This is a genomic window from Azospirillum sp. 11R-A (assembly GCF_049472615.1).
GTDB classification, from domain to species: Bacteria; Pseudomonadota; Alphaproteobacteria; order Azospirillales; family Azospirillaceae; genus Azospirillum; species Azospirillum palustre.
Genome location: NZ_JBCEBL010000001.1, coordinates 79574 through 93632 on the forward strand (window position 1 = coordinate 79574; position 14059 = coordinate 93632).

Consider the following 14059-nt stretch of genomic DNA (forward strand, 5'->3'; position numbering starts at 1 on the left):
GACGTAAACCGATCTTGGCCGCCTTCCCCGACGACATGTCGGGTTTGGCGGCCGGCCGATCCCGGCGAAAGCCGGAGATAACCGCCGTCGCCGCAGCCTCCTAATCGCGGCGCCGGCGGCTCCACAACCTGACCGAACCTTTCGGACCCCGGTGATGCCGTCGTGCGTCGCCGGGGATTTTTTATTTCACGCCACTTGCCTCAAACAACTGATTGCTTGTCTTGCGCACCACTTTTGCCCTGCAACAAACGGTAACAATGAGTGATTTGCCGATTTCCGATCCCCGGTGTTACCTATCAGTATGGTCGAAAGCGAAAGCCACCGACGCGATGATCTCCCAAGATCAAGCGGCGCGGATCGCCGGAAGCCTCTCCCTCACGACCAAGATGGAAAAGACATCGTGGCCAACAATCGCAGCAACGTGGACGGCATGTTCCAGCAGACCCTGAAGAAGTCGGTGACCATCGCCGGCGTCGGGCTGCATACGGGCGTCATCGTCACGCTGACGATTTCGCCGGCCGATGCGAATTCCGGGATCACCTTCCTGCGCACCGACCTTCGTGGTGCGGCCTCTGTAATTCCGGCGCGCTGGGACACGGTTGTCGACACCCGCCTGTGCACCGTGATCGGCAACGACCACGGCACCACCGTCGGCACGATCGAGCATCTGATGTCAGCGCTGGCCGGCTGCGGCATCGACAACGCCGTGGTTTCGCTGGACGGCATCGAGGTGCCGATCATGGACGGCAGCGCCGCTCCCTTCGTCGCCGCCATCGAGCAGGCAGGCATCGCCGTGCAGAAGTCGCCCCGCCGCTTCATCCGCATCCTGAAGCCTGTCGCCATCGGCGACGGCGTCAAGAGCGCGTCCTTCACCCCGGACGATGCGACCAGCTACAGCTTCGAGATCGATTTCGACAGCGCCGCCATCTCCCGTCAGGCCCGCGCCCTGGAGATCGATCCGGACAGCTTCAAGGACGAGATCAGCCGCGCCCGCACCTTCGGCTTCCTGCATGAGGTCGAGGGGCTGCGCAAGATGGGCCTCGCCCGCGGCGGCTCGCTGGACAACGCGGTGGTCATCTCCGGCGATACGGTGATGAACGCCGAGGGTCTGCGCTTCAAGGACGAGTTCGTGCGCCACAAGATCCTGGACGCCGTCGGCGACCTGTATCTGGCCGGTACGCCGATCGTCGGCCACTTCCACGGCGTGCGCTCCGGCCATGCCCTGAACAACCAGCTGCTGCGTGCGCTGTTCGCCGACCGCAGCGCCTGGCGCTACGAGACGGCGGTGTCGCTGCCGGTCGCGCGTCGCGGCCTGGAGCAGCTGGCGGTCGCCTGATCGCCGCCATCTTTCCAGGATGGTATTTCGAGAGGTCTGCCCCTGCCCTCCCCCACCGGGGAGGGCTTTTTCTTTGGCGCACTCCCCTCCCCTGCCGCTGACGCGGCCCACGCAAAAGAAAAGCGCCCTCCCCTCTCGGAGCGGGCGCTTTGCGCAATTTGGTGGAATTTCCCGATTTCCGATTTATTTCAGTATTTTAGGTAATTTTCTTAATGTGGGATTTGCATGAGTGCCGAGAGCCCCCTCTCGGGACAGGAAGGGCGTTCCCTACCCCGCCGCCACCATCTCCGCCCCAGTGCCGGCATATTCACCGAAGCGGGTGTCTTCCTTGAGGATGTGCTTGCCCAGCCAATCGGAGCAGAACAGGAACACCTCTTCGCCGCTGATCCGGCTGCCACCCGCGCGGAATTCGTCGCGGTAGCTTTCGACCTGCCGGGTCAGCCGGTCGTGCAGGGCCTTGTGCGCGGCGAAGGTCGGATAGTTCAACTGCTCCATCTGCGCCTCCTCCTCCGCGAAGTGATGGCGGGTGTAGGCGATCAGCTCGTCCAGGATGGCTTCGATCAGGGCCGGGTCCTGGCGGTTCGTGTCATCATACAACTTGTTGACGATGGCGATCAGGACGCGGTGATCCTCGTCCAGCGCGTCGTTGCCCACGCTCATCCAGCGCGACCACTGAATTGGCTCCATGGCGTTTCCTTCATCCCCTTCGTTGGCAGCCGGGCAGGCGGGTGCGGGCGTTGACCGCCCGTCGGCGCCGTCCCGTTTTCGGGGCGGTCCACCTGTCCGGCATCGTTGCGCTTCTGACTATAAGCGTTTTCTGATCTCACTCCGCCAATCCCCGTCCGTCAATCCGGTCGAACGGGGATGCGACATTTTGGCGAAGGCCGAAGGTGGCGCCGGTCAGCCGCCGATCCTGGCCAGCCACTCGTCCTCGGTCAGGATTTCGACGCCCAGTTCCTTGGCCTTGGCCGCCTTGCTGCCGGCGTCCGCCCCGGCGACCAGATAGTCGGTCTTGCCGGAAACGGAGCCCGCCACCTTGGCGCCGAGCGATTCGGCGCGGGCCTTCGCCTCCGACCGGGTCATCCGCTCCAGCGTTCCGGTGAAGACCACCGTCTTGCCGGCGATGGGGGAGTTGCTGGCCTTCGGCAGCTCGGCGTCCAGCACGGTCAACCGTTCCATCAGGCCGCGGACGATGACGAGGTTGCGCTCCTCCGCGAAGAAGCCGGCCAACTCCTCGGCCGCCACCTCGCCGACATCGGGGGTGGCGACCAGATCGAGCCACGGCTGACCCGGTGCCTGCGCCACCGCACGCTCCATCGCCGCCCGCCAGTCGGACAGGGTGCCGTAGCGGGTGGCCAGCGCCTGGGCAGCCCGGGTGTTCAGCCGTTTGATGCCGAGCGAACCGATGATGGTCTCCAGCCGCAGCGCGTCGTTGCCGGCATAGAAGTCCAGCTTGGACGTGCTCTCGGGATCGGCGAACCAGGCGAGGATGGTATCGGCCGTGACCGGACCGACTCCGCTCAATGCGTGAAGGTCGCGCCATTCCTGGCCGGGCATCGCCTGTTCCGCCGCCAGCATGCCGTCGACCCAGCCCTGCATGGTCTTGTAGTGGCGGGCCAGCGACTTGGCCGTCACCTCGCCGACATGGCGGATGCCGAGCGCGTAGATCACCCGATGCAGGTCGATGCCGTCGCGTCGCTGCTGGATGGCCTTGAACAGGTTCTGGACCGATTTTTCCTTCCAGCCCGGCCGGCCGATCAGCTCGACGCGGCCCTCAAGGGTGAAGATATCGACCGGCGACTTGATGAAACCCTCGTCCCAGAATTCCTCGATGATCTTCTCGCCAAGCCCCTCGATGTCGAAGGCGTCGCGGGAGACGAAATGGCGAAGCCGCTCCTTGGCCTGGGCGGCACAGATCAGCCCGCCGGTGCAGCGCCGCACCACCTCGCCCGCCTCGCGGATGGCGAGGCTGCCGCAGACCGGACAGGTCTCCGGCGCCACATAGGGGATCGAGTCGGCCGGGCGCTGCGACAGCACCACCTCCACCACCTGCGGGATGACGTCGCCGGCGCGCTGCACCACCACGAGATCGCCGACACGGATGTCCTTGCGGGCGATCTCGTCCTCATTGTGCAAGGTGGCGCGGCTGACGACGACGCCGCCGACGGTGATGTCATCCAGTTCCGCCACCGGTGTCAGGGCACCGGTGCGGCCGACCTGGATGGTAATCTCCTTCAACCGGGTCTGCGCCTGTTCGGCCGGGAACTTGTGGGCGATGGCCCAGCGCGGCGCCCGGCTGACGAAGCCCAGCCGCTGCTGTAGCTCCAGGCTGTCGACCTTGTAGACGACACCGTCGATGTCGAAAGGCAAACCGGCGCGCCGCCGGCCGATGCCTTCGTAATAGGCCAACAGCTTGTCCTTGCCGTCGCACAGCTCCGCCGGGCGGTTCAACTGGAAGCCCCAGCCCTTCAGCCGCTCGCGGATACCCCACTGGGTCTCGGCAATCGGCTCCGACACGTCGCCCAGCGCATAGCCGAAGAAACAGAGCGGCCGGGACGCGGTGATGGAGGAATCGAGCTGGCGCAGGCTGCCGGCCGCCGCGTTGCGCGGGTTGGCGAACAGCTGCTCGCCCTTCTCCGTACGGGCGGCATTCATCGCCAGGAAATCGTCGCGGCTCATATAGACCTCGCCGCGGACCTCCAGCACCTCGGGGAAGGGCGCCGGCAGGCGGTGCGGCACGTCGCGGATGGTGCGGACGTTGGCGGTGACGTTCTCACCCTCCGCCCCATCGCCGCGGGTGGCGGCCAGCACCAGTTCACCCTTCTCATAGCGCAGCGAGCAGGACAGCCCATCGATCTTCGGTTCCGCCACGAAGGTCAGCGGGGCATCGTCGGACAGGCCGAGGAAGCGGCGGACACGGGCATCGAACTCCGCCACATCCTCCGGCGCGAAGGCGTTGCCCAGCGACAGCATCGGGATGGCATGGCGCACCTTGCCGAAACCAGCGGCCGGGGCGGCGCCGACGCGCAGGCTGGGAGAATCGGCGCGGCGCAGCTCGGGAAAGCGCGCCTCGATGGCGAGGTTGCGGCGGACCAGCGCGTCATAATCGGCGTCGGAGACCTCCGGCTGGTCCTGCTGGTGATAGAGCCGGTCATGATGGGCGATCTCGGCGGCCAGCGCCGCCAACTCCGCCGCCGCCTGGTCCGGCGTCAGGGCATCGGGGGCGATGCTGCGGGGATTGGGCGGCGTGTCGAACAGGTCCTGCATGGCGCGTCTCGTGACGAATCGGGGTCTTCCGGAGAAGGGCCGCGCAGGATAGCGCCTGGGAACCGGTTTCGGGAGTCTGTCGGGGTGCGGGCCTCATCGGGGCGACGGACTGCGTAAGTCCCTATATACTATGGGCACACCCTTCGGAGTCCCTTGGCCTGATGAGCAAAGCCACTGCACCGGACCTGCGCATCGACGACCGCATGATCGTCGCCGCCGCGCTGGACCGCATCCTCTACGACGACCCCGACCATTTCGCGGCGGACGACGCGCGTGCGGTGCGCCGGCTGATCCCGCACAGCCGCTCGGCATGGCTGCGGTTGGGCTTCCGCGCCGAACGGCAGGGTCCGTCGATGAAGGGCGAGGCCGCCGGGATCGGCGACGTGCGGATGGAAGGCGACAAGAAGGTGGTGGAAGGCAGCGTCGGCGAAGCGGCGACCTGGCGCTGCGGCCAGTACAAGATCACCAACCACGGCAGCGACCTGGAAATCTGGCAGGTGATGAGCGACGAGTATGCACCCGAGCCGAAAGGCGCCCGGCTGGAATTCGACGACAGGGGCGAACCGGAACGCCTGACCTTTTTCCAGCCGCGGGACATCGAACTGCGGATCCCCTTCACCAGCCTCGCGGTCGGCGTGCGGCTGGGCGGGTGGCAGCCCTGGAAGATGGTGGCGGAGGGGAGCGTCGCCGCCGGGTGACTGCCGGCGGCGACGCTCCCGAAATCACCGTCAGCCCTGCCGGTAGTTCGGCGATTCGTTGGTGATGGTGATGTCGTGGACGTGGCTTTCGCGCAGGCCCGCATTGGTGATGCGGACGAACTGGCACTTCTCGCGCATCTCGGCGATGGACGCGCTGCCGGTGTAGCCCATGGCCGCGCGCAGGCCGCCGACCAGCTGGTGGATGACCGCCGACACCGGGCCCTTGTAGGGGACGCGGCCCTCGACGCCTTCCGGCACCAGCTTCATGGTCGAAACCTCCTGCTGGAAGTAACGGTCCGCCGAACCGCGCGCCATGGCGCCGACCGAGCCCATGCCGCGATAGCTCTTGTAGGAGCGGCCCTGGAACAGGATGACCTCGCCCGGGCTTTCGTCGGTGCCGGCGAACAGGCTGCCCAGCATGGCGACGCTGGCACCGCCGGCAATCGCCTTGGCCAGATCGCCCGAATACTTGATGCCGCCGTCGGCGATCACCGGGATGCCGTGCTTCTCGCACTCCTCCACCACATCCATCACAGCGGTCAGCTGCGGCACGCCGACGCCGGCGATGATGCGGGTGGTGCAGATCGAGCCCGGACCGATGCCGACCTTGACGGCATCCACACCGGCGTCGATCAGCGCCTTGGCCGCTTCGGCGGTGGCGACGTTGCCGGCGATGACCTGGGTGTAGCTGGACAAAGCGCGGGCGGCGCGGACCTGATCGAGCACCTTCAGCGAATGGCCGTGCGCGGTGTCGACCACCAGCACGTCGACGCCGGCGTCGAACAGAGCCTCGGCACGGGCCAGACCGTCGCTGCCGGTGCCGGTGGCGGCGGCGACGCGCAGCCGGCCCTTGCTGTCCTTGCAGGCGTTCGGATAGGCCTGCGCCTTCTCGATGTCCTTGACGGTGAGGAGGCCGATGCAGCGGTAATCCTCGTCCACCACCAGCAGCTTCTCGATGCGGTGCTGGTGGAGCAGACGCTTGCCTTCCTCCTGGCTGACGCCCTCGCGGACGGTCACCAGATCCTTGGTCATCAGCTCGCTGACCGGCTGCTTGGGATCGGTGGCGAAGCGGACGTCGCGGTTGGTCAGCATGCCGACCAGCTTGCCGCTGCCGCGCGCGTCACGGCTCTCGACCACCGGGATGCCGGAGATCTTGTGGTAGGACATCAGCTCCAGCGCGTCGGCCAGCGTCGCGTTCGGCGTGATGGTGATCGGGTTGACGACCATGCCCGATTCGAACCGCTTGACCTTGCGGACCTCTTCGGCCTGCTGCTCGATGGTCAGGTTGCGATGGACGACACCGATGCCGCCGGCCTGGGCCATGGCGATGGCGAGGCGGCTCTCGGTCACCGTGTCCATCGCTGAGGACATCAGCGGGATACCCAGCTCGATGGTCTTCGTCAATCTTGTCCGGGTGTCCACGTCGTTCGGCAGCACCGAGCTTTCGGCCGGAACCAGCAGGACGTCGTCGAAGGTCAGGGCTTCGCGGATTTTGGTGTCGCGCGCCATGTGGAATCTCCCGGAAGATAAACGTGGCGCACTTATACACAAGACCATGGGCTTGTGAACCCGTGCGCACACAGCATCTGTTATGCAAGTGCGAAAAGAGTCGTAGTCAGTCGTCCACGTTGCCGCCGCGGAAGCCGGTGGCGACCACATAGGTCTCCGACGATTCCGCGCGGCTGGCCGGCGGCTTGGCGTGCTTGACGACGGCGAAGTCGCGGCGCAGCCGGTCGAGCAGGGAGCGCTCGGCCCCGCCCTGAAACAGCTTGGCGACGAAGGCGCCGCCGGGGGCCAGCACCTCCTCCGCGAAATCATAGGCGGCCTCGGCCAGCCCCATGATGCGCAGATGGTCGGTCTGCTGGTGGCCGGTGGTGGGAGCGGCCATGTCGCTCAGCACAAGGTCGGCCGGACCGCCCAGCGCGTCCTTCAACCGGTCGGCGGCACTTTCCTCGAGAAAGTCGGCCTGCATGATGGTGGCGCCGGGGACGGGGTCCATCGGCAGGATGTCCAGCCCGACAACCTTCCAGCCCTCCTTCGCGGTCTGCACCCGCTCCACCGCGATCTGGGTCCAACCACCGGGGGCGGCGCCGAGATCGACCACGCGCTTGCCGGGGGCAAGCAGGCGGAACTTCTCGTCCAGCTGCAACAGCTTGAACGCCGCGCGCGAGCGGTAGCCGCGCTTGGTCGCCTCGGCCACATAGGGGTCGTTCAGGTGACGCTCCAGCCAGCGCTTGGAGGATTCCGTGCGCTTGCCGGCGGTCTTCACACGGACCGTGGCACGGCGTCCGCCCGGACGCGTCGACGGAGTCTTTTCGGTCATGATCGCTGCTGTTCCTCGGTCATCCGGCGCAGGCGGGAAGCCTTCCCCACCTGCCCGATCATACATCCGGTGTCGTTACCGGTTCATTCGCCGGCGGCCCCGATCAGGTCCACCAGAATTCCTTCGCGCAAGCCGCGGTCGGCGATGCGCAGCCGTTCCACCGGCCAGACGTCGCACAGCGCATCCAGAACGGCGCAGCCGGCGACCACCAGATCGGCACGGTCCTGGCCGATGCAGGGATGACGAGCGCGGCCGTCGAAATCCTGCGCGACCAGATGGTCGATCACCGCGCGGGCGTGGTCGACCCGCAGATAGCTGCCGTCCACCGCCCGGCGGTCGTAACGGCACAGCCCCAGATGCACGCCGGCCAGCGTCGTCACCGTGCCCGAAGTGCCGAGCATCTGCACCTTGCCGGCGGCGACGCGGCTCTGGATGCGATTGCGCGCCTCGAACGGGGCGATGGCGTCGGCGACCGCCTCCACCATCTGGGTGTAGTTGGCGCGGGTGACGTTGGGGCCGCCATATTCCTCGGTCAGGCCGATGACACCGCAGCGGATCGAGGTCTGGTCGAGCAGGCGCGGCGCCCTGCCCTTTTCCACCTGCAACCACATCAGTTCGGTCGAACCGCCGCCGATGTCGAAGACGATGGCATAGGGATGGGTCGGCTCCAGCAATGCGGCACAGCCGGCCAGCGCCAGCCGTCCCTCCTCCTGGCTGGAGATGATTTCCAGGGGGATGCCGGTCTCGCGCTCCACCGTCTCGACGAAGGCGGCGGTGTTGCTGGCGCGGCGGCAGGCCTCGGTCCCGACGGCGCGGACGGCGGTGCAAGCGCGGCGCTCGATCTTGGAACCGCAAACGCGCAGGGCCGCGATGGTGCGTTCCATCGCGGGCTCCGACAGATGGTCGTTGCGGCTCAGCCCCTCGCCCAGGCGGACGATGCGGGAAAAGGCGTCGATGACGCGGAAGCCGCCCGGCGCCGACTTGGCGATCAGCAGGCGGCAATTGTTGGTGCCGAGGTCCAGCGCGGCGAAGACCGGGCGCACCAGCGCCGACGAACGCAACCGTCCGGTGTCGTTCTGCCGCTCGCTTTGCACCTGTAGATCCACGTACCGTCCCCGCAGCACCTAAAGAGCGGAGTGTAACCCGGATCGCAGTCCGGCGGGAACCCCTCTCGACTCGGATTCCGCCGGCGGCGACCCGCAGGTCACCTCTGCGCCAGTCACTGGGCTTTCACGAAGGGACAGCTGCTGGTTTCGATCGGCAGGAAGGCTTCCGCCGCCGGAATGCTGCGGACCTGCTTGTAATAGTCCCACGGCGCCTTGCTCTCCGCCGGGCTCTTCACCTGGTACAGCTCAAGATCGTACAGCACGCGGCCGTCCTTGCGGATGCTGCCGGGGGTGCCGAAATAATCGGTCGGCATCGCCTTCATCGCGGCGGTGACCGCCTCGGACTCGGTGGTGCCCGCCGCCTTCACACCCTTCAGCCAGTGCAGGGTGGCGAGATAGGTGTTGGCCTGCTCCTTGGTCGGCATCTTGCCGTGGCGCTCGAAGAAACGCTTGGACCATGCCCGGGTCTGGTCGTTGCGGTCCCAATAGAAGCCGCTGGTGACATAGAGACCCTTGGCGAGGTCGAGACCCAGCGAGTGGATGTCGGTGATGAAGACGATATAGCCGACCAGCCGCTGGCCGGACTCGGTCAGGCCGAACTCGCCGGCCTGCTTGATGGTGCCGATGGTCTCCGCCCCCACATTGGCGAGCGCCACGACCTTGGCGCCGCTGCCCTGGGCGCTGAGCAGGTAGGATCCGAAATCGCTGGTGCCCATCGGATGGCGCACGCCGCCGACCACGGTGCCGCCGGCCTGTTTGATCGCGTCGGTCGCCGCCTTCTCCATCGCCGTGCCGAAGGCGAAGTCGGCGGTGATGAAGTACCAGCTGGTGCCGCCCGACTGCACGACCGCCTTGGTCGTGCCGACGGCCAGCGACGCGGTGTCGTCGGCCCAGTGGATGCTGTAGGGCGAACATTGGGAGTTGGTCAGCTCGGTCGTCGTCGCGGCGCTGATCATCAGCACCTTCTTCTTCTCGCGCGCGACCGCCTGCACCGCCAGCGCGACCGAGGAGACCGGAATGTCGGTCACCATGTCGACACCGTCGATGTCGAACCAGCTGCGGACGATGTTGGAGGCCACGTCCGGCTTGTTCTGCATGTCGGCCGACAGCACCTCGACCGGTCGGCCGAGCACAGTGCCGCCGAAATCCTCCACCGCCATCCGGGTGGCGAGCACGGCGCCCTTGCCGCCGATGTCGGACGCGAATCCGGCCTCGTCCGCCAGCACGCCGATCCGCACCGGCTTGGCGGTCTGGGCTTGAGCCGACACAGCGGCAGTGGACAACGCCGTCGTCGCGAGCAGCGCCGCCAGCGCGAAAGGCTTCAGCAACCGACCCATGCGATCCTCCCCATCCTCTTTTCGTGTGACGGGCGCGCACGCCGACCTGCGGCGTCCTGCCGCACCGTTCGGTTCCGTGGATAGCGAAATTTGATTTCATATGCAAACAGTATCGTTTGAAACGTATTGCCGGGAGCATTGCTCTTTCCCGCCCTGGGATGAGGCTAACGCTCCGGGCAAAACAAAAGCCCTCGCTCCGAGGTGAAGCGAGGGCTTTCGCAGCGGGCATCTACGGCCCGGATGAAGTCGCCAATCAGGCGAAAGAATTCGGAACTGAAACCTCAGTCATATCGGCCGAACAGATCGGCATAATCAGGTAAGCGCCGGTGGAGTCATGATCTTACTCACCCTCCCTGGTATCGGTCTCTACTGTTCCGCTCAAGCTAACCGCTTGGGCGGTAAGGTGTTTCCGATGCTCGCTCACTTCACCTCGGTGTTGATTACTGTAAGACGAAGCCTGCGCTCCTTTCACAGAGCTGTCAAGAAAATCGCATGCTGCGTCGCAGCGCCTTTCGGAGGCATTCCATCGGCGGTCTCCGAACGGGCGGGGCTGGCCTTTTGCCGGAGGCGAACCCACCTTGTGGGCATGCCGGAACACGATGAGAACACATGGGGCGGACGGGTCGCGCGGTATGCGCGGGTCGGCACCGCCGTTGGCGGGCTGGCCGCGCGGCTGGCGGGCGAGCGCGTGCTGGGAATCCGCGTGGAGCGGGAGCGCCACGCAGCGGAACTGCGGGCCGCACTCGGCGGGCTGAAAGGCCCGCTGATGAAGGTGGCGCAGATCCTCTCGACCATCCCAGATGCCCTGCCGAAGGAATACACCCAGGAACTGGCGCAGTTGCAGGCCGATGCGCCGTCGATGGGCTGGCCCTTCGTCAAGCGGAGGATGGCGAGCGAGCTTGGCCCCAGCTGGCAGTCGCGGTTCCAGAGCTTCGAGCACACCGCTGCCGCCGCCGCGTCGTTGGGTCAGGTCCATAAGGCCATCGGGCCGGACGGGCGGGAGCTTGCCTGCAAGCTGCAATATCCTGACATGGCCTCGGCGGTGGAAGCCGACCTGCGGCAGCTCGGCCTGATCTTCGCGATCTTCGAGCGCACCGACAGCGCCATCTCCACCCGTCAGATCCAGAAGGAGATCGGCGCCCGCCTGCGCGAGGAGCTGGATTACGAGCGCGAGGCCAAACACGCCCGCCTCTACCGGTCGATGCTGGCCGGCACGCCCGGCGTCCATGTGCCGGACGTGGTGCCGGAGCTGTCGAGCAAGCGGCTGCTGACCATGGGATGGGTGCATGGCCGCAAGATCCTGGACTTCGTCGCCGAACATCCGGAGGCGCGCGACGAACTGGCGATGAACATGTTCCGCGCCTGGTATGTGCCCTTCTACAATTACGGCGTCATCCACGGCGACCCGCATCTGGGCAACTACACGGTCCGGCCCGACCGCTCGATCAACCTGCTCGATTTCGGCTGCATCCGCGTCTTCAAGCCCAGCTTCGTCAAGGGCGTGATCGACCTCTACAACGCCTTGCGCACCGACAACCGCGAGCAGGCGGTGGAGGCCTACCGCACCTGGGGTTTCGTCAACCCGTCGAACGAACTGGTCGACGTGCTGAACATCTGGGCGCGCTTCGTCTATGCCCCGATCATGGAGGACCGCCAGCGCAAGATCGAGGAGACCAACGGCGGCCATTACGGCCGCGAGACGGCGGGCAAGGTCCATGCCGAACTGCGCCGCGTCGGCGGCGTGGAAATCCCGCGGGAGTTCGTCTTCATGGACCGCGCCGCGGTCGGGCTGGGCTCGGTCTTCCTGCATCTGAAGGCGGAGCTGAACTGGTACCAGATGTTCCAGGGGCTGATCCGCGACTTCGACGTGAATGCGCTGGCGGCGCGGCAGGCGGAAGCGCTGACGGTCCAAGGCTTGCCTCCAGCGGACTGAGAATAAATCGCAACCTCCCCGTCCGCTCACTCAATGACCGACCAATCAATATAAAGATCAAACCATCGGGAAATCTTTCTGAACCCTGCTCGGATTTTTATGGCTTTCTGTTTGAACGCGAACGGAACCGCTCGACAGCATCGTTATTGATCACTTATTCAAAAACAGGATGCCTGACAGCGGGTCCGCCGACCCTCCGCTTCGTCCGGCCTGATCCAAATCAGCGGATTTGTGCGAGGGAAATATAGGAATGTCAATCAAGCGCAGACTGTCGATCGCAATGGCCCTGATTGCGGCCATCCTGCTGTTCTCGATGGCGGCGACCTGGATGACGGTGAGCGAGGAACACGACTCGCTGAACACCATGGAAAGCGCGTCCGACCGCGTGACCGAAAACGGTCTGGAACTGGTCAAGTCGATCAAGGAAATCCAGATCCACGTCATTCAGGTTCAGCAATGGCTGACCGATGTGTCCGCCACCCGCGGGCTCGACGGGCTGGATGACGGTCCGGCCAAGGCGGCCGAGCATGCCGAAGGATTCAGGGCCGAGATTGCGCGGGCCGCGGCACTCGCCTCCACGCTCGGCCTGACCGACGTTCAGGAGGCACTGCGCGAGACGGCAGGCGCATTCGCCCCTTATTACGACACCGGCAAGCGGATGGCGGAGGCGTTCATCGCCGACGGTCCGGCTGGCGGCAACCGCCTGATGGGCGAGTTCGACAAGACGGCGGAAGCCATCACCGACAGCCTGGAAGCGCTGGTCAGCAAGACCGACACGGCCGCCGCCGCGGAGATCGCCAAGCTGAACCGGTCGATCGACACCGTGCGGGCCGATGTCGATTCGCTGAAGCTGGTGGTGATTGCCGGCGGCCTGATCGGGCTGGTCGCCTGTCTGGGCACCGCCATCATGATGACGCGCGGCGTCACCAGGCCGCTGTCCGCCATGACCGACGCGATGCATCGTCTGGCCGAGGGCGACAGCACCGTGATTGTGCCGGCCGAAGGCCGATCCGACGAAATCGGAGCCATGGCATCGGCGCTCGTCGTCTTCAAAGGCAATGCCATCGAAAAACGCCGGCTTGAGGAGGAGCAGCGCAACGCCGACCTGCGGGCGGAGGAAGAGCGCATCCAGGCCATGCGGCAGCTGGCCGACCGGCTGGAACAGAGAATAGGCGGTATCCTGCGCACGGTCGCCGGCGAGGCGCGGGTGCTGCAACAGGCGGCGAAGATGATGACCGACACGGCGGACCAGACCAATCTCCGGTCGGAAGCGGTCGCCGCCGCAACCCAGCAGACCTCCGCCAGCGTCGAGACGGTCGCTGCTGCGGCGGAGGAACTGTCGGCATCGGTCGGGGAGATCGGTCGCCAAGTCTCGCAGTCGACGGGCATCGCAGAGGAGGCGGTGGAGCGCGCACGGCATGCCAACACCAAGGTCGATGGCTTGGCCGCCGCGGCCCGGCAGGTCGGCGACGTGGTCCAGCTGATCAACTCCATCGCCTCGCAGACCAACCTGCTGGCGCTGAACGCCACCATCGAAGCCGCGCGGGCCGGAGAGGCCGGCAAGGGATTCGCCGTGGTGGCGAGCGAGGTGAAGAATCTCGCCAACCAGACCGCCAAGGCGACGGAGGAGATCTCCGCCCAGATCACCGCCATCCAGGCCGCCACCGGCGAGGCCGTCTCCGACATCCAGGGCATCACGCGCGTCATCGAATCGATGAACGATATCGCCACCGGTATTGCCGGAGCGGTTTCGCAGCAGGCCGCCGCGACCGGGGAGATCGCCCGCAACGCACAGCAGGCCTCCACCGGCACCCGCGACGTGAACCACAACATCACCGGCGTGTCGGCGGCCGCGGGGGAAACCGGCACCGCCGCCAAGAATGTGCTGAACGCCTCCACCACCCTGTCGCAGGAGGCGGTGGCGATGGAGCGTCAGCTTGCCGAATTCCTGGCGCAGCTGCGCGCGGCGTGAGAAGGCGGCGTGAGAAGACTGCGGATCGGAGCGGGGCCGGCCCAGCAGGACTGTGTCCCGTTCCTGTCCCTTCACAACGGGGGCCGG

At 66.2% G+C, this 14059-nt stretch carries 10 protein-coding genes; 4 read left to right on the forward strand and 6 right to left on the reverse strand.

The genetic code is table 11. The features are described from left to right. Positions 1 to 400 precede the first annotated feature (400 nt). Positions 401 to 1336: a UDP-3-O-acyl-N-acetylglucosamine deacetylase gene (gene lpxC / locus VH569_RS00360; protein WP_423313122.1), complete on the forward strand. Its 936-nt coding sequence runs from the start codon at positions 401 to 403 to the stop codon at positions 1334 to 1336. A 267-nt stretch (positions 1337 to 1603) separates the two neighbouring features. Here the strand turns inward: lpxC and VH569_RS00365 are convergent, their stop codons facing one another. Continuing rightward, positions 1604 to 2023: a bacteriohemerythrin gene (locus tag VH569_RS00365; RefSeq protein WP_423313124.1), complete on the reverse strand. Its 420-nt coding sequence runs from the start codon at positions 2021 to 2023 to the stop codon at positions 1604 to 1606. A gap of 213 nt (positions 2024 to 2236) precedes the next feature. Beyond that, complete coding sequence (gene ligA / locus VH569_RS00370; RefSeq protein ID WP_423314100.1) at positions 2237 to 4564, reverse strand: NAD-dependent DNA ligase LigA; 2328 nt, start codon at positions 4562 to 4564, stop codon at positions 2237 to 2239. A 200-nt stretch (positions 4565 to 4764) separates the two neighbouring features. Here ligA and VH569_RS00375 point away from each other — a divergent pair, with 200 nt between their 5' ends. Further along, entirely contained in the window at positions 4765 to 5301 is a 537-nt protein-coding gene (locus VH569_RS00375; protein ID WP_098739412.1) for a hypothetical protein, read from the forward strand. A gap of 30 nt (positions 5302 to 5331) precedes the next feature. Here the strand turns inward: VH569_RS00375 and guaB are convergent, their stop codons facing one another. From guaB to VH569_RS00395, 4 genes are all read right to left on the reverse strand, one after another. After that, positions 5332 to 6810, reverse strand: coding sequence for an IMP dehydrogenase (gene guaB, locus VH569_RS00380; protein WP_423313127.1), 1479 nt, complete (start codon positions 6808 to 6810; stop codon positions 5332 to 5334). 106 nt (positions 6811 to 6916) lie between these two features. Further along, positions 6917 to 7624, reverse strand: coding sequence for an RlmE family RNA methyltransferase (locus tag VH569_RS00385; protein WP_423313129.1), 708 nt, complete (start codon positions 7622 to 7624; stop codon positions 6917 to 6919). Positions 7625 to 7707: 83 nt separating this feature from the next. Beyond that, positions 7708 to 8730, reverse strand: a complete 1023-nt coding sequence (locus VH569_RS00390; RefSeq protein ID WP_109052107.1) for a Ppx/GppA phosphatase family protein — start codon at positions 8728 to 8730, stop codon at positions 7708 to 7710. A gap of 113 nt (positions 8731 to 8843) precedes the next feature. Continuing rightward, positions 8844 to 10067: an ABC transporter substrate-binding protein gene (locus tag VH569_RS00395; RefSeq protein ID WP_423313132.1), complete on the reverse strand. Its 1224-nt coding sequence runs from the start codon at positions 10065 to 10067 to the stop codon at positions 8844 to 8846. A gap of 586 nt (positions 10068 to 10653) precedes the next feature. Here VH569_RS00395 and VH569_RS00400 point away from each other — a divergent pair. Further along, the gene (locus VH569_RS00400) at positions 10654 to 12000 is read left to right on the forward strand and encodes an ABC1 kinase family protein (protein ID WP_423313134.1); all 1347 of its coding nucleotides are present in this window, start codon (positions 10654 to 10656) and stop codon (positions 11998 to 12000) included. Positions 12001 to 12250: 250 nt separating this feature from the next. Then, positions 12251 to 13972 (forward strand): methyl-accepting chemotaxis protein, encoded by a 1722-nt coding sequence (locus VH569_RS00405; protein ID WP_423313136.1) that lies wholly within the window; start codon positions 12251 to 12253, stop codon positions 13970 to 13972. The last annotated feature ends 87 nt before the right edge of the window (positions 13973 to 14059 follow it).

What these genes read in the sequence shown, in the direction of transcription:
- VH569_RS00365 (WP_423313124.1), bottom strand. Translation starts at nt 2,023, where the DNA reads ATGGAGCCAATTCAGTGGTCGCGCTGGATGAGCGTGGGCAACGACGCG.
- VH569_RS00375 (WP_098739412.1), top strand. Translation starts at nt 4,765, where the DNA reads ATGAGCAAAGCCACTGCACCGGACCTGCGCATCGACGACCGCATGATC.
- guaB (WP_423313127.1), bottom strand. Translation starts at nt 6,810, where the DNA reads ATGGCGCGCGACACCAAAATCCGCGAAGCCCTGACCTTCGACGACGTC.
- VH569_RS00385 (WP_423313129.1), bottom strand. Translation starts at nt 7,624, where the DNA reads ATGACCGAAAAGACTCCGTCGACGCGTCCGGGCGGACGCCGTGCCACG.
- VH569_RS00395 (WP_423313132.1), bottom strand. Translation starts at nt 10,067, where the DNA reads ATGGGTCGGTTGCTGAAGCCTTTCGCGCTGGCGGCGCTGCTCGCGACG.
- VH569_RS00400 (WP_423313134.1), top strand. Translation starts at nt 10,654, where the DNA reads ATGCCGGAACACGATGAGAACACATGGGGCGGACGGGTCGCGCGGTAT.
- VH569_RS00405 (WP_423313136.1), top strand. Translation starts at nt 12,251, where the DNA reads ATGTCAATCAAGCGCAGACTGTCGATCGCAATGGCCCTGATTGCGGCC.